This is a genomic window from Streptomyces sp. R41 (genome assembly GCF_041053055.1).
In the GTDB taxonomy this organism is placed as follows: domain Bacteria; phylum Actinomycetota; class Actinomycetes; order Streptomycetales; family Streptomycetaceae; genus Streptomyces.
Map to the genome: position 1 here is coordinate 4,986,271 of NZ_CP163443.1, position 22,309 is coordinate 5,008,579.

The 22,309-nt window shown below is 70.3% G+C and carries 26 protein-coding genes; 8 read left to right on the plus strand and 18 right to left on the minus strand.

Annotation, left to right across the window (positions count from 1 at the left end; all coding sequences use genetic code 11):
* Positions 1-248: 248 nt before the first annotated feature.
* A complete protein-coding gene (locus AB5J53_RS22840) occupies positions 249-1,202 on the minus strand; it encodes an asparaginase (protein ID WP_369247528.1) in 954 nt (317 codons plus the stop codon).
* A gap of 65 nt (positions 1,203-1,267) precedes the next feature.
* Positions 1,268-1,930, minus strand: a complete 663-nt coding sequence (locus tag AB5J53_RS22845) for a hypothetical protein (protein WP_369247529.1) — start codon at positions 1,928-1,930, stop codon at positions 1,268-1,270.
* A 195-nt stretch (positions 1,931-2,125) separates the two neighbouring features.
* Between AB5J53_RS22845 and dtd the strand changes: the two genes are divergently transcribed.
* The gene (dtd, locus tag AB5J53_RS22850; protein WP_189186087.1) at positions 2,126-2,551 is read left to right on the plus strand and encodes a D-aminoacyl-tRNA deacylase; all 426 of its coding nucleotides are present in this window, start codon (positions 2,126-2,128) and stop codon (positions 2,549-2,551) included.
* 48 nt (positions 2,552-2,599) lie between these two features.
* Here the strand turns inward: dtd and AB5J53_RS22855 are convergent, their stop codons facing one another.
* The 6 genes from AB5J53_RS22855 to AB5J53_RS22880 form a co-directional block, all read right to left on the minus strand.
* The gene (locus tag AB5J53_RS22855) at positions 2,600-3,565 is read right to left on the minus strand and encodes a folate-binding protein YgfZ (RefSeq protein ID WP_369247530.1); all 966 of its coding nucleotides are present in this window, start codon (positions 3,563-3,565) and stop codon (positions 2,600-2,602) included.
* A gap of 91 nt (positions 3,566-3,656) precedes the next feature.
* Complete coding sequence (locus tag AB5J53_RS22860; RefSeq protein ID WP_369247531.1) at positions 3,657-4,079, minus strand: Fur family transcriptional regulator; 423 nt, start codon at positions 4,077-4,079, stop codon at positions 3,657-3,659.
* Between the two features lie 16 nt (positions 4,080-4,095).
* On the minus strand, positions 4,096-4,671 hold the full coding sequence (locus tag AB5J53_RS22865; RefSeq protein WP_369247532.1) for an FABP family protein: 576 nt from the start codon (positions 4,669-4,671) through the stop codon (positions 4,096-4,098).
* A gap of 226 nt (positions 4,672-4,897) precedes the next feature.
* On the minus strand, positions 4,898-5,782 hold the full coding sequence (locus AB5J53_RS22870) for a hypothetical protein (protein ID WP_369247533.1): 885 nt from the start codon (positions 5,780-5,782) through the stop codon (positions 4,898-4,900).
* Positions 5,779-6,744, minus strand: a complete 966-nt coding sequence (locus tag AB5J53_RS22875; protein ID WP_369247534.1) for a hypothetical protein — start codon at positions 6,742-6,744, stop codon at positions 5,779-5,781. The genes AB5J53_RS22870 and AB5J53_RS22875 overlap by 4 nt, the downstream gene beginning before the upstream one ends.
* Complete coding sequence (locus AB5J53_RS22880) at positions 6,741-7,505, minus strand: hypothetical protein (RefSeq protein ID WP_369247535.1); 765 nt, start codon at positions 7,503-7,505, stop codon at positions 6,741-6,743. The genes AB5J53_RS22875 and AB5J53_RS22880 overlap by 4 nt, the downstream gene beginning before the upstream one ends.
* Positions 7,506-7,679: 174 nt before the next feature.
* Here AB5J53_RS22880 and AB5J53_RS22885 point away from each other — a divergent pair, with 174 nt between their 5' ends.
* Positions 7,680-8,042 carry a DsrE family protein gene (locus AB5J53_RS22885; RefSeq protein ID WP_369247536.1) on the plus strand — a complete coding sequence of 121 codons (363 nt, stop codon included), beginning with the start codon at positions 7,680-7,682 and terminating at the stop codon, positions 8,040-8,042.
* 16 nt (positions 8,043-8,058) lie between these two features.
* Here AB5J53_RS22885 and AB5J53_RS22890 read toward each other — a convergent pair whose 3' ends face one another.
* The 9 genes from AB5J53_RS22890 to AB5J53_RS22930 all read right to left on the minus strand — a co-directional run bounded on the left by AB5J53_RS22890 (position 8,059) and on the right by AB5J53_RS22930 (position 14,197).
* On the minus strand, positions 8,059-8,505 hold the full coding sequence (locus tag AB5J53_RS22890; RefSeq protein WP_369247537.1) for a VOC family protein: 447 nt from the start codon (positions 8,503-8,505) through the stop codon (positions 8,059-8,061).
* Between the two features lie 50 nt (positions 8,506-8,555).
* Positions 8,556-8,816, minus strand: coding sequence for a DUF3099 domain-containing protein (locus tag AB5J53_RS22895; protein ID WP_369247538.1), 261 nt, complete (start codon positions 8,814-8,816; stop codon positions 8,556-8,558).
* Positions 8,817-9,031: 215 nt separating this feature from the next.
* Positions 9,032-9,319: a DUF1416 domain-containing protein gene (locus AB5J53_RS22900; protein WP_054232391.1), complete on the minus strand. Its 288-nt coding sequence runs from the start codon at positions 9,317-9,319 to the stop codon at positions 9,032-9,034.
* Between the two features lie 30 nt (positions 9,320-9,349).
* Entirely contained in the window at positions 9,350-10,195 is an 846-nt protein-coding gene (locus tag AB5J53_RS22905) for a sulfurtransferase (protein WP_369247539.1), read from the minus strand.
* Between the two features lie 145 nt (positions 10,196-10,340).
* On the minus strand, positions 10,341-10,421 hold the full coding sequence (locus AB5J53_RS22910) for a putative leader peptide (RefSeq protein WP_350310325.1): 81 nt from the start codon (positions 10,419-10,421) through the stop codon (positions 10,341-10,343).
* A gap of 224 nt (positions 10,422-10,645) precedes the next feature.
* On the minus strand, positions 10,646-11,389 hold the full coding sequence (locus tag AB5J53_RS22915; RefSeq protein ID WP_369247540.1) for a DUF2993 domain-containing protein: 744 nt from the start codon (positions 11,387-11,389) through the stop codon (positions 10,646-10,648).
* A gap of 322 nt (positions 11,390-11,711) precedes the next feature.
* The gene (locus tag AB5J53_RS22920; protein ID WP_369247541.1) at positions 11,712-12,992 is read right to left on the minus strand and encodes a hypothetical protein; all 1,281 of its coding nucleotides are present in this window, start codon (positions 12,990-12,992) and stop codon (positions 11,712-11,714) included.
* Between the two features lie 8 nt (positions 12,993-13,000).
* Positions 13,001-13,255, minus strand: a complete 255-nt coding sequence (locus AB5J53_RS22925) for a MoaD/ThiS family protein (protein WP_362026818.1) — start codon at positions 13,253-13,255, stop codon at positions 13,001-13,003.
* A 90-nt stretch (positions 13,256-13,345) separates the two neighbouring features.
* Positions 13,346-14,197: an alpha/beta hydrolase family protein gene (locus tag AB5J53_RS22930; RefSeq protein ID WP_369247542.1), complete on the minus strand. Its 852-nt coding sequence runs from the start codon at positions 14,195-14,197 to the stop codon at positions 13,346-13,348.
* 252 nt (positions 14,198-14,449) lie between these two features.
* Between AB5J53_RS22930 and AB5J53_RS22935 the strand changes: the two genes are divergently transcribed.
* Together AB5J53_RS22935 and AB5J53_RS22940 are read left to right on the plus strand one after the other, a co-directional pair.
* The gene (locus AB5J53_RS22935) at positions 14,450-15,268 is read left to right on the plus strand and encodes a winged-helix domain-containing protein (protein ID WP_369247543.1); all 819 of its coding nucleotides are present in this window, start codon (positions 14,450-14,452) and stop codon (positions 15,266-15,268) included.
* Positions 15,269-15,291: 23 nt separating this feature from the next.
* Complete coding sequence (locus tag AB5J53_RS22940) at positions 15,292-16,314, plus strand: LacI family DNA-binding transcriptional regulator (RefSeq protein WP_369247544.1); 1,023 nt, start codon at positions 15,292-15,294, stop codon at positions 16,312-16,314.
* 75 nt (positions 16,315-16,389) lie between these two features.
* Here AB5J53_RS22940 and AB5J53_RS22945 read toward each other — a convergent pair whose 3' ends face one another.
* Positions 16,390-18,141 (minus strand): trypsin-like serine protease, encoded by a 1,752-nt coding sequence (locus AB5J53_RS22945; RefSeq protein ID WP_369247545.1) that lies wholly within the window; start codon positions 18,139-18,141, stop codon positions 16,390-16,392.
* A gap of 378 nt (positions 18,142-18,519) precedes the next feature.
* Between AB5J53_RS22945 and AB5J53_RS22950 the strand changes: the two genes are divergently transcribed.
* The 4 genes from AB5J53_RS22950 to AB5J53_RS22965 all read left to right on the plus strand — a co-directional run bounded on the left by AB5J53_RS22950 (position 18,520) and on the right by AB5J53_RS22965 (position 22,299).
* Positions 18,520-19,764 (plus strand): S1C family serine protease, encoded by a 1,245-nt coding sequence (locus AB5J53_RS22950; protein WP_369247546.1) that lies wholly within the window; start codon positions 18,520-18,522, stop codon positions 19,762-19,764.
* Positions 19,765-19,779: 15 nt separating this feature from the next.
* Positions 19,780-19,992, plus strand: a complete 213-nt coding sequence (locus AB5J53_RS22955) for a hypothetical protein (RefSeq protein ID WP_369247547.1) — start codon at positions 19,780-19,782, stop codon at positions 19,990-19,992.
* Positions 19,993-20,113: 121 nt separating this feature from the next.
* Positions 20,114-20,845: a response regulator transcription factor gene (locus AB5J53_RS22960; protein WP_369247548.1), complete on the plus strand. Its 732-nt coding sequence runs from the start codon at positions 20,114-20,116 to the stop codon at positions 20,843-20,845.
* Positions 20,842-22,299 (plus strand): sensor histidine kinase, encoded by a 1,458-nt coding sequence (locus tag AB5J53_RS22965; protein ID WP_369247549.1) that lies wholly within the window; start codon positions 20,842-20,844, stop codon positions 22,297-22,299. The genes AB5J53_RS22960 and AB5J53_RS22965 overlap by 4 nt, the downstream gene beginning before the upstream one ends.
* Positions 22,300-22,309: the final 10 nt, after the last annotated feature.

The window sequence follows — 22,309 nt, forward strand, 5'->3', positions numbered from 1 at the left end:
CGCCACGCTAGGTGTACGACGGTGGGGGTGTCGTGGGGTTTTTCGCCCCCTCCGCCCCTACCCGTCCCGTCCCTGGGGGCTGCGCCCCCAGACCCCCGCTAAAAGATTGCGCAGTTCCCCGCGCCCCTAAAAAGGGGCGCGGGGAACTGCGCGACAAGCCCCCCAACCACCCGCAGCCGAAAGGCTGGTCGGGACGGGCAGGGGCGGAGGGGGCGAAAAATCCGCACGCCAGCCCCACACCCCCGTACTCAGAACGCCGCCCGAACCTCCCCCACCTCTCGCCCTCCACCCAGCAGCGGCGCCCGCCCGATCCGCGACACCACCGGGGCATCCATGCCCAGCAGGCCCAGCCCACGGGCGAGGACAGGCCCCAGCGCCCGGCCCCCGCCGTCGTCGATCTTGAAGGCCAGGGCCCGGCCGTCCGGGAGGGCGATCGCCTGGACGGCCTCCGCGCCCATCTTGGAGAGGGCACCCGGGATTTCGCGCATGAGCCAGGTGTCGGGGCGGCGCGTGCCCGCGACGTACTCGGGGTGGGCGCGCATGGCGTCGGCCACGCGTCGTTCGGCGGAGCCGGGGGCGGCGAGGACGAAGGAGCGGAAGGCACGGGCGAGGCCGGTGAGGGTGATGGCCATGAGGGGCGCCCCGCAGCCGTCGGTGCCGACCGCGGCGACGCGCTCCCCGGCCGCCTCCTCGACCACGGAGTGGATCAGCTGCTGGAGGGGGTGTCCGGGGTCGAGGTACGACTCCGTCGGCCAGCCCCGCAGCGCGCACACCGCGAGCATCGCCGCGTGCTTGCCGGAGCAGTTCATGGTGACCCGGTCACGGACGGCGCCCGCGGCGAGATACGTCTCGGCCTCGGCCGGGTCCAGCGGCAGATCCGGCGGGCACTGCAGCTGCCCGGCCGACAGCCCGTGCTCGTCCAGCATCTTGTGGACCAGATCGCGGTGGAAGATCTCCCCGGAGTGGCTCGCGGCGGCGAGGGCGAGGCGCTCTCCGGCCAGGTCGAGCCCGGCGCGCAGCACACCCGCCGCCTGCATGGGCTTGTTCGACGAGCGCGGGAAGACCGGCGCCGTCACCTCGCCGAGCGCCAGCTCGACCGACCCGTCCGCGGCCAGCAGCACCAGGCTGCCGCGATGGCGTCCCTCGACGAAGCCGGAACGTACGACTTCGGCGAGGACAGGCGATATGGCGGGCACGGACATCAGGGGTGGCCTTCCGAGGTGGGGACCCACCCCGGAAGGGCCCCGGGATCGCCGGGGCCGCCGCGTCACATGAGCAGGTCGTCTACTTGTGCTTCGCCTTCACGGTACCTGCGGGCGATCTCGGCGCTGCAATCGTCGGCCGTGCGCTGCAGCTGCTGGCGCCGCCGGGAGACCTGCTGCTCGTACCTGACGAGCCGGCCCATCCCGGCGCCCAACTCCTCGTCCGTACGGGCCTCCAGGTCGGACAGCTCCACCTCCGCGAGCATGTCCGCGGCCAGCGCCCGGTACTCCTCGCCGCGCGGTGTGCCCACTGTCACATGGCGGGCCGACGAGCGGTGCCTGGCGGGCGCGTCCGTCAGGATCTCCGAGAGCCGTTCGACGACCGACGGCTGTCCGGGGCCGACGACCGACAGCCGCCCCGAAGCCGGGGAAGGCGCCCGCTGCTCGCCGCGGCGCGCCAGCTCCGCCCGCAGGATGTCGATACGCCCCTGCAGCAGCCGCCGCACATAGCTGAGATCGGCCTCGTCCCGCTGGGCGTCCCGGCGCAGTGTCCGCAGCTCGGGCAGCCGGAGTACGGCGAGGTCGTGCGGGCGCGGCTCGGCCGACAGCGGGCTGTCGGTGCGCTGCGCCGGCGGCCGGGCCGTCATCCCACCCGTCCGTTCCGCACGTGGGCTCGTACGGGTCAGTGACACGATTCCGGGCGGCTGCCCACTACTCGGTGTGCTCATGTGCCTCTACCGTCCCCTCGACCGGCGCGGTCCACCCCACGGTTGCACCGCAACACACCGCATCGTGCCACCCCAAGTGGCCGCTATGTGACCGAGTGCCCCCGATCGGCCCCAGATGGGGGGTTAGTGACGCCCGGAAATCACGCGAAGGGCCCGCACGACGCCTCATCGGCCCCGCACGGCATGATGGTCCGCATGCGTGCGGTGGTGCAGAGGGTGGACGGCGCGAGCGTCGTCGTGGACGGCGAGACGGTCGGCGAGATCAGCGGTGAGGGGTTGTGCGTACTGGTCGGGGTCACGCACGACGACACCAAGGAGAAGGCGGGCCAACTCGCCCGCAAACTCTGGTCCATTCGCATGCTCGCCGACGAGAAGTCCTGCTCCGACATCGACGCGCCGCTGCTCGTGATCAGCCAGTTCACCCTGTACGGCGACGCGCGCAAGGGCCGTCGGCCCACCTGGAACGCCGCCGCGCCCGGCGATGTGGCCGAGCCCCTCGTCGACGAGGTGGTCGCCCAACTCCGCGCCCTGGGCGCGACGGTGGCGACCGGGCGCTTCGGTGCGCAGATGCGGGTGTCCCTGACGAACGACGGGCCCTTTACGGTGCTGCTGGAGATGTGAGGCGCCCGGTGCCGAGGCTGGGCTCGGGGTGGGTGCGCCTGCCGGCGGCTACGGCTCGACGACGACCTCCTGTGCCGCCGCCGTGGTGTCCGCCACCAGCGCCGCGTCCACCGGCACATTCCGCTTGACCAGTGCCAGGGCGATCGGGCCCAGCTCGTGGTGGCGTACGGAGGTGGTGATGAAGCCGATCTTCCGGCCGTCGGGGCCCTCGTCGGCGAGGCGGAGTTCGGTGCCGTGCGGCGGCAGATGGACCTCGCTGCCGTCGAGGTGCAGGAAGACGAGGCGGCGCGGGGGCTTGCCCAGGTTCTGCACGCGGGCGACGGTCTCCTGGCCGCGGTAGCAGCCCTTCTGGAGGTGCACCGCGCTGCCGATCCAGCCCAGCTCGTGCGGGATGGTGCGGTGGTCGGTCTCGAAGCCGAGGCGCGGGCGGTGGTGCTCGACGCGCAGGGCCTCGTAGGCCAGAAGTCCGGCCGCGGGGCCGTGCTTCTCCGCGTACGACTCCAGGTCCGTACGCGGGAGGAAGAGATCACGCCCGTACGGCGTCTCGCGTACGACGACGCCCTCGGGCACCTCGGCGATGGAACCGGCCGGGAGGTGCACGATGGCGAAGTCGGCCGTGCGGTCGGCGACTTCGACCCGGTAGAAGAACTTCATCGACTCCAGGTAGGCGATCAACGCCTCCTGGGTGCCGGGTTCCGCGTGCATCCACACCGTCTCGCCGTCGTCGACGAGATACAGCGCGTGCTCGATGTGACCGTGCGCGGAGAGGATCAGCGCCTCGGTGGCGCGGCCCGCCGGGAGGTCCGAGACGTGCTGGGTGAGCAGCAGGTGCAGCCAGCTGAGCCGGTCCTCACCGGTGACGGTGACGACACCGCGATGGGACAGGTCCACGAAGCCGGTGCCGTCGGCGAGGGCACGCTGCTCACGGAACAGGTCGCCGTAGTGGGCGGCGACGGCTTCGTCCACGCCCTCGGCGGGAACGGCGCCGGGCAGGGACAGCAGGGGGCTCTTCATATCCACACAGCCTACGACCCAGTAGCTGCCGATTTTATTTCTTACGGAGCCCGGCTTCCTGGCCGGACACCCCGTCCCGGCCGCGCGGTCCTTACTTCTTGGCCGCGCAGTCCTTGCAACGGCCGAAGATCGCGAAGTGTTTCATGTCCGTCTCGAAGCCGAACGTCTCACGGAGCTTCGCCGTGAACTCGGCGGCGACCGAGACATCGGCCTCGATGACGTTCGTGCAGTCGCGGCACACCAGGTGGATGTGGTGGTGCCGGTCGGCCAGGTGGTACGTCGGCGCGCCGTGCCCCAGGTGGGCGTGCGAGACCAGGCCGAGCTCCTCCAGGAGCTCCAGGGTCCGGTAGACCGTGGAAATGTTGACCCCCGACGCCGTCTTCCTCACCTCGATGAGGATGTCGTCGGGGGTCGCGTGCTCCAGGGTGTCCACGGCTTCGAGGACAAGCTGGCGCTGCGGCGTCAGCCGGTAGCCGCGCTGCCTCAGGTCGCTCTTCCAGTCGGTGCTCACCACACCAGAGAGTCTAGGTCTACTTGAAGAAAGCGATCCCGTCGTCCGGCATGTCGTCCGGGAGGGCCTTGGCCCAGCGCTCGACGTCCTCCGGGGTGACGACCTTCTTCAGGTGCGCGGACATGTAGGGGCGCAGCTCGACCTCGGGGGTCTGCTTCTCGCCGACCCACATGAGATCGCTCTTCACATACCCGTACAGGCGCTTGCCGCCGCTGTACGGACCCGAGGCCGCCGTGCGCGCGACCGCGTCCGTGACCAGGTCGATCTGCGGCTTCTTGTCGGCCAGCTCGCCGTACCAGATCTCGACGACACCGTCGTCGCGGGTCATGACGACCTCGACCTTGCGGTTGCCGTCGACGCGCCAGAAGCCGGACTCGGTCTCCAGCGGCCTGACCTTGTTCCCGTCCGCGTCGAGCACCCAGGTGTGCGAGTGGTACTCCAGGAAGTCCCGCCCGTCATGGGTGAAGGTGACCTCCTGCCCGAAGTTGCACTTCTCGGAGCCGGGGAAGTCGTGGACGCCCGCGCCGGCCCAGGTGCCGAGCAGGAAAGCGAGGGGGACCAGGTCCTTGTGGAGGTCGGACGGGATCTCGATCATGAGCTCGGAAGTTCCTTGATGGGGGTCAGCGCTGGCCCTGGTACAGCTTCTTCACGGTCAGTCCGGCGAAGGCGAGCACGCCGACGCAGACCAGGACCAGCAGGGTTTCGAAGAAGATCTCCACGGGTGCTCCTCGGATGAGCGGGGGTTGCGGTGTACACAAGAGCCGGACCCCACTCTAGTCGGGTGGGGCCCGGCCCTCTCTGTCAGGTGCACCCTGGCGGGCTCAGCCGAGCAGCTGGCTCTCCAGGATCACCGTCTGCTGGAACGGGACCGCCTGCGCGGTGCCCTTCCGGGACTGGACGATCAGGGCGAGGGTGTCCCCCGCCGAGAGGTACGCCTGCCGCACCTGCTCGGCGCCGTACGGCTTGCTCTCCACGTACGACAAACGCGTGACCTCGTCGACCGCGGCGCGTTCCGGGAACTTCTCGTCCCGCTCGGTCAACGCGGCGCCGCGCACCGGGTACTGCGGGGAGTCGTAGTTCGCCAAGTCGGTGGTGAACAGCTCGTCCGCGACGCCCGCGGTGTCGAACTGCAGCAGGTAGATCCGCGTGTGCGTACCGTCCTCGGTGGTCCAGCCGCGCGCGGCGATGTGCCGCAGACCGTAGTCGGTCAGCTTCTGCCCGACGGTGTCCCGGTCCGACTTCTCGGCGTACTCCGCCAGGAAGGTCTTCGTCGCCAGCCAGCCGTCCTCGCCGCGCAGCGCCGCGTCGGCCTTCGCGCCCTTGGGGGCGGGGAGGACCAGCTTGCGCAGGTCGGCGTAGTGGGTGCCGGCCTTGTTCGACTCGGCCATCGGGCCCGGGCTGCCCGAGGGCAGCGGCGGCTTGATGATCGTCGGGTAGTCCCAGCGCCCGTCCGACTCCGTCGCCAGACCGGGTACGTCGGTGCGCTCCATCCGCGTGATGCCGTACGCGGCCGACGTGCCGACCGCGCCGAAGACCACCGCGGCCGCGGTCCAGCGCAGCACGGCGCGCAGGACTCGGCGGTCCTTCTTGACCGGCGGGGCCGGCTCGGCGGGCACCATGGTCGGAGCCGCCTCGGGCATCGGTGGCACCGGAGGCAGCACGGCCTGCGGCTCCATCGGTGTCGTCTGCTCGGTCTGCTCGCTCATACCGCCTCCCCCGGCTCGACGATGCGGTCGAGCTGCTCGCGCAGGAGCGCCGCGACCCCCTTGGTGTTCAGCGGCTTGGCCGCCTCCGCGGTGACGCTGACGAGCACGTCACCCTCGTAGGCGGAGCAGATCATCATGTCGAGCTTCTCCTCCTTGTCCTTGGGCGGGAGGAAGCACTTGGCGTTCTTGTGACCCTCGATCTTCGGCCCGCTGCGGAAGATCGAGAGGGCGTCGAAGAACTCGTTCTGGAAGGTCGACATGTTCCGGACCGCCGTCTTGTCCTCCATCTGCATCAGCTCGATGCTCACGGTGAAGGCCCTCTCGGCGTAGGCCGAGGAGTCGCTCGCGTTCGCCGTGCTCAGGTAGCTGCGCATCACCATGCCCTTGGTGTGCTGCTTGTCGATCTGCTTCTCCAGCCGCCGCCGCTGGGAGCGGGGCAGATCGCTGATCGACTCCTTGCGCAGGGCGGCGGCCTCGCCCCCGCTGAGCGCGGCGTCGGAGCCGAACTCGGCGATGTCCGGGCCCCGGCTCCAGCCGTCGGCCTCGTACGGCACGAGCATGGCGGCGAGCTCCGAGGCCGCCTTCGTCTTCTTGGCGTCCTCCTTCGCGGCCTTCGGGAACTTCCAGACCGGCGCGCCCGCGTCACGATCGGCATCCTGGACGGTCACGACGGTGTAGCCGGCACCACCGATGACGGCGCCGACGAGCAGGACGGAACCGGCGATGGCGGCGATACGCCCACGACGCACGGGCTTCTTGGCGGGCTCGGGCTCCGGGACCGGCGTCACGAACTCCGGGACCGGCGTCACGAACTCCGGGACCGGCGTCACGAACTCCGGGACCGGCGTCACGAACTCCGGGACCGGCGTCACGGACTCCGGGACGGGGTTCACGGACTCCGGGACGGGGTTCACGGCGGCCACCGGCTCCAGCGGCTCCGGGTTTGTCGGTTGCTCGGTCACAGCCGCTCCATCTGCTGCTTGGCCAGGTCCATGATCTTCGACTTGGGGATCGGCTTGGTGTCGTAGATCCAGATCTCCATGGCAATGTCACCGCGCCAGGCGTGCGCCTCGGCCTCGTACATCGGCAGATACCCGGCCTTCGTGTCGGCCTTGGTGTGGACATACGCCGTGCCGTCGCCCGTGCCGGGGATGTCCCAGCTGCGGGTGCCGCTCTCTTCGTTCGCCCAGTAGTGGCCGTCCTCGGCCGCGTCCGCGGCGGCGAGGTTCTCCTCCTGGCGGTACTGGGCGAGCCGGATCTCGACGCTGTACGTGCTGCCGACCCGCCAGCCGGTAACGGCCGCGCGCCGGAACTCGTCGCTGACCAGACCCCTGAAGGCACCGGCGGGCTTCGTGTACGACTCCGCGTACTCGCCGATGTCCATCCAGCCGTCGTCGCTCAGCCAGTCGGCCTCCCGCGTCCCCTTCGGCCGCTTGATCAGCAGCTTGCGCAGGTCGCCGTCGGTCTTCACCCGGCGGTCCTGCGCGGCCGACAGCGGCTCGGGGCCCGCGCCCTTGGCCTGCGCCACCACCGGCTGCGACAGCGACGGCAGCTTGGTGGGCTCGCGGTCGGCCTGGACGAGATAGCCGGCGCAGGTACCGGCGACGAGCCCGAGCACGGCGGCCGAGGCGATCATCAGGGTCGTACGGCCCCGCCGGCGCCTTGGCACATCCGGCGCGACCGACACGTCCGGCACAACCGGCACGTCCAGCGCTTCGGGCACTTCAGGTGCCTGGGGTCTTCCAGGTACTTCGGGTACTTCCGGTGTTTCCGAGACTTCCAAGACGTCCCCCCACAGAACGTGAAGCGCGGATTCCGTATCCGCGCGCACAGGAGACCCATGGCCACCGCATGGAGTTGCACGGGAGTTGATTACGATTCGGACTACCATTCGGGCATGGCGAAGAAGCTCGTGATCAAGGTGACGGCGGGGGCCGATGCCCCGGAGCGCTGCTCACAGGCGTTCACCGTCGCGGCGGTGGCCGTGGCCAGTGGCGTCGACGTCTCCCTCTGGCTGACCGGCGAGTCCTCGTGGTTCGCGCTGCCGGGCCGCGCCGCCGAGTTCGAGCTTCCGCACGCGGCGCCGCTGCCGGACCTGATCGACTCGATCCTGGCCGCGGGGCGCATCACGCTCTGCACCCAGTGCGCGGCCCGGCGCGAGATCACGGAGAAGGACGTCCTGGAGGGCGTACGCATCGCGGGCGCGCAGGTCTTCGTGCAGGAGGCGATGGGGGACGAGACGCAGGCACTCGTCTACTGAGTCGCCCGGCCGCTCGTCACTGAGTCGCCCGGCCGCTCGCCTGCTGAGTCGCCTGACGCGTGTGACGCCTCAGACGCTTCGGATGCTTCTCATGCGTGTGCACCCAGAGGCAGAAGGGGTGCCCCGCCGGGTCGAAGAAGACCCGTACGTGCTCCTGGGGCTGGTACTCGGCGAGCCTGGCCCCCTCGGAGAGGGCACGGGCCGTCTCCGCGGCCAGATCGTCGACCTCGATGTCGAGGTGCAGCATCATCCGCTGGTCGTCGGGGCCCGCGGGCCACACGGGCGGCGTGTAGAGCCGCTCGGTCTCGAAGGCGAGCGCGGTGCCGCCGTACGGCGGGCCGATGAGCACCCAGTCCGGCTCCTCCGCGCGCACCACATACCCGAGGAGCCGCCTGTAGAAGTCGGCCAGGGCATGCGCGTCAGGCGCGTCGAACACCACGGTGGACAATCTCGTACGCGACATATGCGCCTTTCTACCGCCGCCCCCATGCCGTCGACTGCCGCCGCTGCCGTCTACTGCCGCCGCTTCTTGCCGTCCAGCTCGTCCCACCACTCATCGGACTTGGGGTCACCGGACGGGTCGTCCCACCACCGGTCCTCCGGCCCGCGCCGATTGGCCACCATCGCGGCCAGCGGCGGAATCACCATGGCCACCACACACATCCCGACGGCCACAGGAATCGACCAGAGCCGCACCACTCCCCAGGCCAGGACGAAGAGCCCGATGCACGTCCCCATCATGGCGAAATAGACGTGACGCCGTCGTGCGTACATACACCCAGCGTAGGCCCGCGAAAGCCGTAGGCGCACGAGCGAGAGCCTGTCGGCGCACGGGCGGGATAGGTCCATCGGCCCATGCGCGGGAAAGGTCATCTGCCCGCGCGTGGGCAAGCCGAAGGGCCGCACCCCGATCCGGTAAGCGTCCAACCCCCGGGGGTGCGGCCCTTCAGCCGTTCAGGTGACTGCCGTCAGGGACGGCGGTCCGTCGTTCAGACGGCGATCGCGACCTCGGCGAGGCCACCCGTCTGGGCGACGACCGTGCGGTCGGCGGTGCCGCCGGGCACCAGGGCCCGCACGGTCCACGTGCCCTCGGCCGCGTAGAAGCGGAACTGTCCGGTGGCCGAGGTCGGGACCTCGGCGGTGAACTCGCCGGTCGAGTCCAGGAGGCGGACGTAACCCGTGACCGGCTCGCCGTCGCGGGTCACCTGGCCCTGGATCGTGGTCTCACCGGGCTTGATCGTCGAGGCGTCGGGGCCGCCGGCCTTCGCTCCACACATATTTCGATTCCGTCCTTCAGGCCTTGAGGGTTACTTGTTGGCGCCGAGCTCGATCGGGACGCCGACCAGGGAGCCGTACTCGGTCCAGGAGCCGTCGTAGTTCTTGACGTTCTCCACACCGAGCAGCTCGTGCAGCACGAACCAGGTGAGCGCGGAACGCTCACCGATACGGCAGTACGCGATGGTGTCCGTGGCGAGGTCGACCTGCTCCTCGGCGTAGAGCTCCTTGAGCTCGTCGTCCGACTTGAAGGTGCCGTCGTCGTTGGCGTTCTTCGACCACGGGATGTTGCGGGCGGTCGGGACGTGGCCCGGACGCTGCGACTGCTCCTGCGGCAGGTGGGCCGGGGCGAGCAACTTGCCGCTGAACTCGTCGGGCGAACGCACGTCGACCAGGTTCTGCGAGCCGATCGCGGCGACGACGTCGTCACGGAAGGCGCGGATCGCCGTGTTCTGGGCCTTGGCCTTGTACGCGGTGGCGGCACGGTCGGGCACCTGCGAGCCGTCGACCAGGTCGCGGGAGTCGAGCTCCCACTTCTTGCGGCCGCCGTCGAGGAGCTTCACGTTCTCGTGGCCGTAGAGCTTGAAGTACCAGTAGGCGTACGAGGCGAACCAGTTGTTGTTGCCGCCGTAGAGGACGACGAGGGTGTCGTTGCCGATGCCCTTCGACGAGAGGAGCTTCTCGAAGCCCTCCTGGTCGATGAAGTCACGGCGGACCGGGTCCTGGAGGTCCTTGGTCCAGTCGATCCGGATGGCGTTCTTGATGTGGTTCTTCTCGTACGCGGACGTGTCCTCGTCGACCTCGACGATGGCCACGCTCGGGTCGTCCAGGTGGTCCTGGACCCAGTCGGCGTCTACCAGGACGTCGCTGCGGCTCATGCTCGTTCTCCTCCGGGGCAGTTGCGGCGGGGCGGTGCGTCAGTGAGGGGTGCGCGGTCATGCCGGTAAACGGCTGCGTGGCGCAAGGGTGGCCCCGACAAGAGAGGTCCAGGGGCCCGGCTCGCGGAAGTACGAACGCTTCCGCTCAGAAGGTGCGACAGAGCATGGCGGCGACGCGGCACAGGTCTACTGCCCGCCGCTTCGTGAGATCCGCCTGTCGCTTCATGCGTCCGATCGTAGGGACGGACAGGCGGGCATGTCACCGGTGTGTCGGATATTGAGACGCGATCGTCCGTGATGTGGGATGCGGTGACCATCGAGGCCGCGCCCGCCCGGTTTCCGGGCCCCTGTTTCCGTCGTCACGCCGACAGCGCATCTGCGGTACGGACGAGGCCGTCTCGCTCTTCGGACAACCGGCCGCCCTCCACGTGCCCCTGCCCGTGCCGAGGCCTACCCGACCAGCTTGACGTCCGAACCCTTCACCGAGATGTCGACGCCGCTCTTCGCCGCCTCGACCTTGTCGAGCTGGATACCGCCGGGCAGTTCGTCGATCTTCTGCTCGAAGTCGGTGATCGCGCGGATCCGGCCCTCGGCGAGCTCGACGCCCAGCTTGGGCAGGGAGTCGGCGTGCACCTTCACCGTGTCGCCCGAGACGCTGACGGAGCTGAGCACGGAGACCGGCTGGGGCAGCTTGGTGCCCAAGACGGTGGCCTCGACCGTGACCTTGATCTTGCCGTTGCCGCCGTCGGAGAGGCCGATGACCCGGGCGGTGACGCCGGAGGCGACCTGAGTGGGCTCGGCCTTGGCGGCCTTGAGCAGCTCGGCGTACGAGATGGACGCGGTGCCGACGGCACTGTTCGCGGTGGCGGAGCTGTAGTCGCCGTTGAAGACGACGCCGTGCATCTCGGCGCTGAGGTCGTCGATGCGGATCGTGGAGGCGGCGGCGCTCGTGCCGCCCGTCGAGGCCTCGTAGTTCTTGATGCCGATCTTCACGTCGTCGAGTTCGCCGCCGGCGACCTGGGTGAGGAAGGGGAAGCCCTCGATGGACACGTCGGGGGTGCTGGCCAGGCCCTCGGTGCTCTTGATCCGGTCCGCCGCCTTGTCCTCCGCGAACCCGACCGCCACCCGGTCCGCGATCACGAACAGGCCGCCCAGGATGACGGCGACGATCAGGATTATTCGCAGTGCGCGCATGCTCGGTGTTTCCCCCACCTCGGCAGACCCGGTCTCAACGACCGAGTGGCCGTCGATCGCGAGCCTAACCCCGAAGGGCCCCCACATTGGGGGCCCTTCGGGGTGCTTGTCGATCAGCTGTGACGAACCGCGCGGCTAGGGCCTGTCCGGCGGATCATGTCGGAGACGCGGGGCCTGGCACGCACATCTGCGGCGTTGTCGTCGGTTGCCGACGCTCCGCGTCGACGCCCTCCTCCGCCTTGCAGCTGCACGCACCAGACCCCGCTCACCTGCGATTATCAGGCGCCGCAGCTCCCCTCCGGCCTGATCCGCCGGACAGGCCCTAGCCCAGCGCGCGGCCCAGCAGGTACACCGCCGGGGCCGCGGCGGCCAGCGGAAGGGCCACACCCGCGGTGAAGTGGACGAAACGCGACGGGTAGTCGTAGCTCGCGACCCGGTGGCCGATCAGCGCGCAGACGCCCGCGGCGAGGCCGAGGAAGGCGCCCCGCGAGCCCAGGTCGGTCATCCCGCCCACCGCGACACCGGCGCCCGCGGCGGCCAGCAGCGCGACCACCACGGAGGCCGTCGTGGGCAGCGGCAGCGCACGGGCGAGGATCGCCACGGCGACGGCGGCCGCGCCCACCGTGACGGCGTCCGGCTCCGCGGCGAGGTGCCCGGCCGCGACGATCGCCAGTGCCGCCGAGGCGACGGTCGCCATCAGGCCGTACATCCGGGTGTCCGGGTCGGCGTGGCTGCGCAGCTGCAGAACGAGGGTGAGCAGCACCCACACGCCGAGAGTGCCGAGGATCGCGGCGGGCGCGTTCTCCCGGCCGGTCACGAGCAGCGCCACGTCCGCGGTCACCGCGCCCAGGAACGCCAGCGCGATGCCCTGCCGGGCCGGCCACATCCCGTTCAGCCGGAACCATCCCGCCGCCGTGACGGCCTGCAGCAGCACGAGGGGTACAACGAGCGCGAACTCCCCGATGGCCGCCGCACCGGACAGCAGCAGCCCCAGCCCCGCCGTGAGCACGGCCGGCCGCATCCCGGGCTCAATGATCGGCGACCGCCCTTCGGCCCGGGCACGCTGGGCGTCGGTGACGCGCGGGTTGCCGGTGATGGTGGGGGGGCCGTAGTCGGGGGTGACCTGTGAGTCGGGCGCGACATGGGGAGCGGGCGCTTGATGGGGCGCTGGAGCGCCCGTGCCGTACCCGCTCCCGCTTTGGGCACTCGTCCCTCCCCCGGTGTCCGAAGGACCTTGGGGGACCCCCATGTCGGACGGGTGGGCAAAGCCACCCACGCCGGGCGCCGTGTAGGCAGAGGGCTCGTACGGGGGCGTCCACTCGGGCGCCGGCGCCTCCGGCGGGAGAGGCTGGCCGACGGTGCCGTAGGGAGACGGCTCGGCATACCCCTGCGGAGGCAGATACGCCGTGTCCGCCGCGGAAACCGGCGCCTGCGCCTGCGTCTCCCAGGTCTGCCCCTCCCACTGCTGCGTGTACTGCTGCCACTCGGGCTGCGGCGCGGCCTGCGGAGGCTGCTGGTGCTGCTGGTGCTGCTGGTGCTGCTGATACGGGTCGTACCCCTCGTACGGCGGCTCGTACGGGGGCTCATACGGCTGGTTGCTCATCGTTTCGCTCACCCTCCTGCGAACGGCGGGAGCACCTCGACCGTGCCGCCCTCGGCCAGCCGTACCGTCTCATGCCCGCGGGTCCCCACGGGGTCACCGTCGATGAGGAACGAGCATCGCCGCAGGACGCGGACCAGTTCGCCGGGGTGTCGCTCGCGCGCCGCGTCGAGCGCCTCGGCGAGCGTGCTCGCGTCGTACGGCTCCTCGGCTACGCCGGCCGCGGCCTTGGCGGCGGCCCAGTAACGCACCGTGCCCTTTGCCATCTCGTTCCTCAATCAGTGGATACGTGATCCCAGTGGATCGCCTGCATCGGTGGATCGCGTACATCAGTGGATCCTGTGAACCCCGCCAGGCTAGCCCGCGTGCGCGGCGATCCAGTCCCCGATTCGGGCGAGCAGCTCGTCGTCGGCCGCGTTCTCGGCGTGGCCCATCCCGTGCTCCAGCCACAGCTCGGCGTGGTCCCCGGAGGCCTCGGCCAGCATCCGCGGGTGGTCCACCGGGAAATAGCCGTCCTGGTCGCCGTGGACGATCAGCAGCGGGGTGGGTGCGATGAGGGGGACCGACTCGACGGGAGAGGCGGGGACCGGGTCCCACTCGCGGTGGTGGATCCGCGTACGCAGCCCGTAGCGGCCCACGGCCCGCCCCACCGGCCGGGTTACCAGCCAGTGCACACGCCGCATAGGGGCCGTGCCCCGGTAATACCAACGGGCCGGTGCGCTCACCGAAACCACCGCGTCCGCATGCGCTTCCGTGCGCCCCTCGTGCTCCGAACCGGCCGCCGGGTGCAGCGCCGCGTGCCGCAGCACCACCGAGCCGCCCATCGAGAACCCGACGGTCGCGACCCGCGCGTGCCCCAGCTCCCGCGCCCACGCCACCGCGGCCGCCAGGTCGTGCACCTCCCGGTCGCCGACCGTGGAGCGGCCGCCGGAGGCCCCGTGACCACGGAAGGAGAAGGTGACCACCGCCGCGTTCCGCCCGAGGACACCCGCCGCGCGGCGCACGTGCGGGCGGTCCAGATCGCCCGTGAAACCGTGCGCGACGACGATCGCGAGGTCACCAGAAGGCCGCGTTCCAGGGTCGTACGCCGCATCGATCGTCACCCCGTCGACCGTGCGCAGAAACCTCCGCAAAGGGGTGCGCGGTGCTGTCTCAAGGTGTGGACTATTGGAAGATCGCGTCACTTGACCTGCCGGACCTGAGCTCATGTGGGCTATTCTGCTGGGCAGAGGACTCGGGCAGCGTAGCCCCCGGGTCCTTTTGTGCTTTCGGAAGCGTTGTATACGAAGCGGGAAACCGCAGGTGTACGGGGCCTCGGACGCATCGCGGATCCCAGGGGCGCGGGAGCCGCACGTACAAAGCAGTGCCGCAAACGTCCTCGCAGGGACCGAGGAGGAACCAGACGTTATGGGCGAGCGAACCGTGCACGAACGTATGACGACCCAGGCAGGTGGGGCGCGATGAGTTCTCTGCTGCTCCTGACCAATGCCCTTCAGCCGTCGACGGAGGTGCTTCCCGCTCTCGGCCTGCTCCTGCACAACGTGCGAGTGGCTCCGGCGGAAGGCCCCGCTCTCGTCGACACCCCGGGTGCCGACGTCATCCTGATCGACGGGCGACGGGACCTCCCGCAGGTCCGCAGCCTGTGTCAGCTGCTGCGGTCCACGGGCCCCGGCTGCCCCCTCATCCTCGTCGTCACCGAAGGCGGCCTCGCGGCCGTCACCGCCGACTGGGGCATCGACGACGTACTCCTGGACACGGCCGGTCCGGCCGAGGTCGAGGCCCGTCTGCGGCTGGCCATGGGCCGCCAGCAGATCGTCAACGACGACTCCCCCATGGAGATCCGCAACGGCGACCTCTCCGTGGACGAGGCGACGTACAGCGCCAAGCTCAAGGGCCGGGTCCTCGACCTGACCTTCAAGGAGTTCGAGCTCCTGAAGTACCTCGCGCAGCACCCGGGCCGCGTCTTCACCCGCGCCCAGCTGCTCCAGGAGGTCTGGGGCTACGACTACTTCGGTGGCACGCGGACGGTCGACGTCCACGTACGACGACTGCGCGCGAAGCTCGGACCCGAGCACGAGTCGCTCATCGGAACCGTGCGGAACGTCGGTTATCGATTCGTTACTCCCGAGAAGGTGGACCGCGCCGCGGACGAGGCGAGGGCCAAGGCGGCCCAGCCAAAGCCGGATGATGCGGACGAGACGGCGCACCTGGACGCCGTCGACTCGGCGGAGGCCACAGCGGAGACACAGGAAGCCGCCGTACGCCCTGCCCAGAGGTAGGTCCATCCGCGTAGACTCCGCGCGTGGCCAAGGTGACTAGGGATGATGTGGCGCGGCTGGCGGGTACTTCCACCGCCGTCGTCAGCTATGTCATCAACAACGGACCGAGGCCGGTTGCCCCGGCCACGCGCGAGCGCGTTCTCGCCGCGATCAAGGAGCTGGGGTACCGGCCCGACCGGGTCGCCCAGGCCATGGCGTCGCGGCGGACCGAGCTCATAGGCCTGATCATCCCGGATGCGCGCCAGCCGTTCTTCGGCGAGATGGCGCACGCGGTCGAACAGGCCGCCGCCGAGCGCGGAAAAATGGTGCTCGTCGGCAACACCGACTACATCGCCGAGCGCGAGGTCCACTATCTGCGGGCCTTCCTCGGCATGCGGGTCTCCGGGCTGATCCTGGTCAGCCACGCGCTGAACGACCACGCGGCCGCCGAGATCGACGCGTGGGACGCCCGTGTGGTGCTGCTGCACGAGCGGCCCGAGGCGATCGACGACGTCGCGGTCGTCACGGACGACCTCGGAGGCGCCCAGCTCGCCGTCCGCCACCTCCTCGAGCACGGGTATGAGTACGTCGCCTGTCTCGGCGGTACGGCGGAGACGCCCGCCGTCGGCGACCCGGTCTCCGACCACGTCGAGGGCTGGCGGCGCGCGATGCAGGAAGCCGGGATCTCCACGGAGGGACGCCTCTTCGAGGCGCCGTACAACCGCTACGACGCGTATCAGGTCGCCCTGGGGCTGCTGGCCGGGCCGGATCGGCCGCCGGCCATTTTCTGCTCCACGGACGACCAGGCGATCGGTCTGCTGCGGGCGGCGCGCGAGCTGCGCATCGACGTGCCCGGGGAGCTGGCCGTCGCCGGCTTCGACGACGTCAAGGAAGCCGCGCTGACGGACCCGCCTTTGACAACGATTGCATCGGACCGGTCGGCCATGGCCCGCGCCGCGGTCGACCTTGTGCTCGATGACGGGTTGCGCGTTGCCGGGTCCCGGCGTGAGCGCTTGAAGCTCTTCCCGTCGCGGTTGGTCGTACGCAGGTCCTGCGGCTGCGAGTAGTGGGGCAGCTGCGGGCCGCCTGTGGCTGATCGCGCAGTTCCCCGCGCCCCTTACGGGGCGCGGGTCTTCTGCGATCTAGAACAGCAAGTTGTACTGGTTGAAGCCCGTGCCCAGGCTCTTGCGTGAGCCGAAGAGGCTGCTGGACGCCTTGTTGGTGCCCGGGTAGAGCCAGAGCGTGCCGCCGGAGTCGCGGGTGATGACGTCGGCGATGCCGTCGCCCGTCACATCGCCGTTGGAGACGTACGAGGTGAAGTTCCAGCCCGTACGCGCCTGGATCCGTGCCGACCAGGGCGCGTGCTCCTGCTGGGTGCCCCGGTAGAGGTACAGGACGCCGGAGCTGTTGCGGACCAGCAGGTCGGCGCGGCCGTCGCCGGTCAGGTCGCCGTGGCCGAAGATCTTGACGTTCTTCCAGGCCTGGTTGACGACCTTGACGCGGGCGTAGAACTGGCCGTTGCCCTTGCCCGGGTAGAGGTAGACCGAGCCGTCGGCGTCCACCGCGACGAGGTCGGGGCGGGCGTCACCGGTCATGTCGCCGGGGATGGCGTACGACTTGTAGCCGCCCCAGACCGAGCTGATCTGCATCCACTCGAACTCACCGCTGGAGTGGTTCATGTAGCTGCGGTACAGCTTGCCGTCGCCCTTGTCGCGGACGATCAGGTCCTGGTAGAAGTCCCGGTCCAGGTCGGCCTGCAGGCCCCAGCTGATGCCCTGCCAGCCGGTGCCCTGGAACGCACGCGTGGCGAGCGAGGTGCCCTTGCTGTCCTGCTCGAACAGGCCGCCGGAGGGCGTACGGGCCAGGATGTCGGCCTTGCCGTCGAAGGACAGGTCGGTGTCGTCGATGCGCGGCTGGGCGGCCCAGGCGTACGAGCCGACCTTGGTGAAGACCGGGTAGGCGCCCTTGGCGGTGCAGCCCTCGACACCCCAGGAGACGATGCCGATGATCTTGTTGCCGGCGATCACCGGGCCGCCGGAGTCACCGTTGCAGGGGCTCGTGGTGCCCTCGTCGGTGCCGGAGGCCGGGGTGCCCGCGCAGAACATCGACCCCTCGATGAAGTCGTCCTCACCGAGGACGGACTGCATGGCGCTGTTGCAGGTGGCGTCGTCGACGATCGGGAGATCGGCCTTGCGCAGCTTCGCGGACAGCTCGGTTCCGGTGCCTGAGGTCAGGCCCCAGCCGTAGACCGTGGCGGTCGCCCCCGGGCTGACGTACGCGAGGTCGTTGAGGTACGCCAGCCGCATCCACTTCTGTTCCAGCGGGCGGTCCAGGGTGAGGACCGCGATGTCGTTCTGGATGGTCGTGGGGTTGTAGCGGGGGTGGTTCCACTGGCGCCAGACGCCCGCGACGGTGCCGTTGGTGTCGTCGTACAGGTCGGTGGCCCCGGCCAGCACGGCGCCGTTCTTCGCCCAGTCCAGGCCGGCGACGCAGTGGGCCGCCGTCAGGACCTTGTTCGGGGCGACGAGGGTGCCGCCGCAGAAGTAGCCCGCGCCGGTGGTGTCGTCGTAGTAGGCGAGCTGGACCATCCACGGGGCGGAGGAGATCGTCGTCTCGCTGCCGCCGATGATGAAGGGAGTCTTCTTGGGGGTCGTCTCCGGGGCCGCCTGGTCCTTGGCGGCCTCGACGACCCGGTTGCGCAGTTCCTTGTCGGAGGCGGTCGGCGCGGGGTTCGCCGACTGGGCGACGCTCGCGTCGGGCAGTCCGGGCGGGTTGTCGGCCGCGGCCGCGGGCTGCGCCGCGAGGGCGCCGGCGCAGCTCAGCGCCAGCGCGAGGGCGGCCGCGGGCAACGCCGTGACGGGGCGTCTCAGGCGGCCGCGCAGGGCACGTATCACTCAGGACTCCTGGGGTGTGTGGGTGCGTGTGGTGTCGTTCCGTGTCGTAAAGGGCCCGAGAAGGGCGTACGACGCACCCGCCTGATCGACGACAGCAATCGCTTGCACACGCATGTGCATGCTCGCCGTCGCTTGCATCGATTCAGGCGTAACCGCGGAGCCCCCCTCCGGCGCGGAGATCGTAGGCCTCACGCGCCCCTGCGCACACGGGCTTCACAGCAGGCAGACAAGTGTTCGTCCGCCGCGTTCCCCGCCATCACCCCACCGCAACCCGCTGTTTCCCGGGCCCGAGCGCCTTTATATCGGGCATACGAGGTTCTGTCGGGCTTCTCAGCGGGGACTCAGGGAGCTCTCATGATCGGGGGACAGTCTTTTTCCATGACCGAGAGCTTCCGCCGCAGCGGCGAGTACGAGCACCCCCAGCAGGACGGCCAGTCCGGGTACGTCCAGGGCGACGGCCAGCAGGCGACCGACCCCCTGCGGTCGGCGTACCCCCAGCAGCAGCACGCCTCCTCCCCCGTGAACCCCGAGTGGCCTCCCCCGCCGGCGTACCAGCCGGTCGCGCCGGTCGCCGTCGAGCCGGGTACCACCGTGTGGCCGGGCTCCGGTCACGGTGGCAACGGCGGTGACGGGTACAACGGCGGCGCGTACGCGGGTTACCCCGAGCCGGACGCCGGCTCCACCGCGGTGCTCGCCGCGGCTCCTGTCCAGGCGGAGACCCCCGCTCCCGCCAAGAAGCGCGCGAAGGGCCCGCTGGCCCTGCTGGCCGCCGTGGCGATAGTCGCCGCGGCCATCGGAGGCGGTACGGCGTACGGCATCCAGGAGCTGACCGGCAAGGACACCACGTCGAGCAGCACCAGCACGAACGTGGTGCCGACGGCGAAGAAGGGCACCGTCGCCGGGGTCGCCCAGGCGGTCAGCCCGAGCATCGTGGAGATCAGCGCGACCTCGAACGCCGGTTCGTCCACCGGCTCGGGCGTGATCATCTCGTCGAGCGGCGAGATCATCACCAACAACCACGTCGTCTCGGGCGCCTCCGAGATCAAGGCGCAGCTGAGCAACGGCAAGTCGTACACCGCGAAGGTCGTCGGCACCGACAGCAAGAAGGACCTCGCGCTGATCGAGCTGGAGAACGCGCCCTCCGGCCTGAAGGTCGCCACGCTCGGCAACTCCGACGGCGTCCAGGTCGGCGACGACGTCGTCGCGATCGGCTCCCCCGAGGGCCTGACCGGCACCGTCACCAGCGGCATCGTCTCGGCTCTCGACCGTGACGTGACCGTCTCGACGGACGAGAGCCAGGGCCAGCAGCAAGACCAGGGCGGCGGCAGCGACCAGTGGCCGTTCTCCTTCGGCGGCCGGCAGTTCAACGGCGACACCGGTTCGTCGACGACGACGTACAAGGCGATCCAGACCGACGCCTCGCTGAACCCGGGCAACTCCGGCGGCGCGCTGATCGACATGAACGGCAACATCATCGGCATCAACTCCGCGATGTACTCGGCCGCTTCGGACTCGTCCTCGTCCTCGTCGAGCGCCGGCAGCGTCGGCCTCGGCTTCGCCATCCCGATCAACACCGTGAAGTCCGACCTGGCCACTCTGCGGGCCGGCGGCTCCGACAGCTGACACCTGGAGGTTCACATGATCACGCGTGTCTCCCACATCATCGCCGACAGCGACCCGGCCGGTTTCGTCCTGGCCCTGGAAGTGGCGCACGAACTGCACGCCCCGGCGGAGCGGACCCCGGAGGTGGCCGTCCCGCAGCTGATGGGACTGCGTATGTCCGCCGCGCGCCCGCACCGCCGCAAGATCCCGCTGCGCCGGCTGAGCGCACTGAGCTCGCTGCCGAGCTGAGCCGGCCCTTCCCCGGCTGAGCCGGTCACCCCCGGCTGAGCCTTTCCGCCCCCGCCCTCAAACGTGCGAGGCTGAAAGGCGTCACCGTCACCGTCCCACCGCACCCGAGGAACTCCAGCCCATGAGCCCCGCCGAAGGCGACCGTGAACCCCAGCGCATCCTGATCGTCGACGACGAGCCGGCCGTGCGCGAAGCACTCCAGCGCAGCCTCGCCTTCGAGGGGTACGACACCCAGGTCGCGGTCGACGGCGCGGACGCGCTGGAGAAGGCCACCGCCTACCAGCCCGACCTGGTCGTCCTGGACATCCAGATGCCCCGCATGGACGGCCTGACGGCGGCCCGCCGGATGCGCGGCGCGGGCACGACCACGCCGATCCTGATGCTCACGGCCCGCGACACCGTGGGCGACCGCGTCACCGGCCTGGACGCCGGCGCCGACGACTACCTCGTCAAGCCCTTCGAGCTCGACGAACTCTTCGCCCGGGTCCGGGCCCTGCTGCGGCGCAGTTCCTACGCCGCAGCGGCGGTCGGCACGCAGGAGGACGACGCGCTCATCTTCGGCGACCTCCGCATGGACCTGGCGACCCGCGAGGTCACCCGGGCCGGACGCCCGGTGGAGCTGACCCGCACGGAATTCACCCTCCTGGAGATGTTCCTGGCCCACCCGCGCCAGGTCCTCACCCGCGAGCAGATCCTCAAGGCGGTCTGGGGCTTCGACTTCGAGCCCTCCTCCAACTCCCTCGACGTGTACGTCATGTACCTGCGCCGCAAGACCGAGGCGGGCGGCGAGCCGCGCCTCGTCCACACCGTGCGGGGCGTGGGGTACGTGCTGCGCTCGGGCGGCGCGGAGTGATCCGCAGGTTCAGGTCGCTTCCGCTGCGGTCACGGTTGGCGTTGCTCGTCGCTGCTGCGGTGGCGTTCGGAGTGGCGGCTGTTTCGGTGACGTGCTGGTTCATCGTGCAGGGGAAGTTGTACGACGAGGTCGACAACAATCTCCAGGCGCAGAAGGGACCCGTGCAGTACGGATCGGTCCAGCGCGCCACCAAGAACTGTGGCCAGGATCCGAAGAGCAGCAGCGACAACCCCCGCGGACGGTCCGACTACTACTTCCAGGTGGTCCAGGCAAACGGCACCGTCTGCGCCTTCGACGGCTCTGCGGGCACGGTGAAGGTCGCCGACAGCGACGAGGACGTGGCCAAGGACCCGAAATTGGGCGAGGACACGTTCCGGACCGGAACCGACAGCGACGGCAACGCCGTACGGGTGCTGACCGTGCCGCTCGTCGTCACCAGCGAGGTTCCGGGCGGCCCGCCATCTCTGGTCCAGGACGCCGCCCTCCTCGTAGCCATCCCCCTGAAGAGCACCCAGTCCACCCTCAACGACTTGGCCCTCCTCCTGCTCCTCGTCTCCGGCATCGGAGTCGTCGGCGCCGGAGCGGCCGGCCTGGCGGTCGCCCGCGCGGGTCTCCGCCCCGTCGACAAGCTCACCGAGGCGGTGGAGCATGTAGCCCGCACCGAGGACCTCTCCGTCCGCATCCCGGTCGAAGAGGACAGCGAGGACGAGATCGCCCGTCTCTCCCGCTCCTTCAACGCGATGACCTCCGCGCTCGCGAGCTCCCGCGACCTGCAACAGCAGCTCATCGCGGACGCGGGCCACGAACTCCGCACCCCCCTCACCTCCCTCCGTACGAACATCGAACTCCTCACCCGCAGTGAGGAAATGGGCCGCCCGATCCCCCCGGCGGACCGCAAGGCGCTGCTCGCCTCGGTCACCGCCCAGATGACCGAACTGGCCGCGCTGATCGGCGACTTGCAGACACTGTCCCGCTCGGACGCGGGGACGCCGGCCGACCGCGTGCAGGTGGTCGCGTTGCAGGACACCGTCGAGGCCGCCCTGCGCCGCGCGCGGCTGCGCGGGCCGGAGCTGACGATCACGGCGGACGTGCAGCCCTGGTTCGTACGGGCGGAGCCGTCGGCCCTGGAGCGGGCGATCGTGAACATCCTCGACAACGCGGTGAAGTTCAGCCCCGACGGCGGCACGATCGACGTCGTGCTCAAGGACGGCGAACTCACCGTCCGCGACCACGGCCCCGGCATCCCCTCCGACGAGCTCCCGCACGTCTTCGACCGCTTCTGGCGCTCCCCGAGCGCCCGCGCCCTGCCCGGCTCCGGCCTCGGCCTGTCGATCGTGGCGCGCACCGTGCAGCAGTCGGGCGGCGAAGTGTCCCTGACCCCCGCCGCGGGCGGCGGCACGGTGGCGACGATCCGCCTGCCGGGCGCGCCGACCCCACCGCCCGAGGCGCCGTAGCGGGCCCTCC